We start from the raw sequence: 646 nt of genomic DNA on the forward strand, positions 1-646 counted from the left end.
TGACGGGATCGAACCGCCGACCCCCTGCTTGTAAGGCAGGTGCTCTCCCAGCTGAGCTAATCCTCCAAAAGTGGTGACCCGTACGGGATTCGAACCCGTGTTACCGCCGTGAAAGGGCGGTGTCTTAACCACTTGACCAACGGGCCAAAAAAAACAAAAACTTTTCCCAAGCTTCCAACCGGGCTTGAACCGGTGACCTCTTCCTTACCATGGAAGTACTCTACCAGCTGAGCTATGGAAGCATAATGGCTCCGCAGGTAGGAATCGAACCTACGACCGATCGGTTAACAGCCGATAGCTCTACCGCTGAGCTACTGCGGAATAATATAAGCCTGGCAACGTCCTACTCTCACAGGGACAAGGTCCCAACTACCATCGGCGCTAGAGAGCTTAACTTCCGTGTTCGGTATGGGAACGGGTGTGACCTCTCTGCCATCATTACCAGACTTTTATCATTATACACATTCTTTTGAGAATGTCAAAAGGAATTTTAAATATATATTCCTTCAAAACTAGATAACATTTGCTTCATATTATATGGTTAAGTCCTCGATCTATTAGTATTCGTCAGCTCCACATGTCACCATGCTTCCACCTCGAACCTATCAACCTGATCATCTTTCAGGGATCTTACTAGCTTACGCTA

The 646-nt window shown here is 47.4% G+C and carries 4 tRNA genes and 2 rRNA genes; all 6 read right to left on the reverse strand.

Annotated elements, in window-relative coordinates:
- Positions 1–58, reverse strand: a tRNA-Val gene (locus AC1DKZ_RS32940).
- A gap of 13 nt (positions 59–71) precedes the next feature.
- A tRNA-Glu gene (locus tag AC1DKZ_RS32945) sits at positions 72–146 on the reverse strand.
- Between the two features lie 23 nt (positions 147–169).
- Positions 170–242: transfer RNA gene (locus AC1DKZ_RS32950), tRNA-Thr, on the reverse strand.
- Positions 243–246: 4 nt separating this feature from the next.
- Positions 247–321: transfer RNA gene (locus tag AC1DKZ_RS32955), tRNA-Asn, on the reverse strand.
- 9 nt (positions 322–330) lie between these two features.
- Positions 331–446 (reverse strand): 5S ribosomal RNA (gene rrf, locus AC1DKZ_RS32960).
- Positions 447–537: 91 nt separating this feature from the next.
- Positions 538–646 (reverse strand): 23S ribosomal RNA (locus AC1DKZ_RS32965); the annotation flags it as partial.

This window comes from Bacillus sp. 05T21, assembly GCF_056396785.1.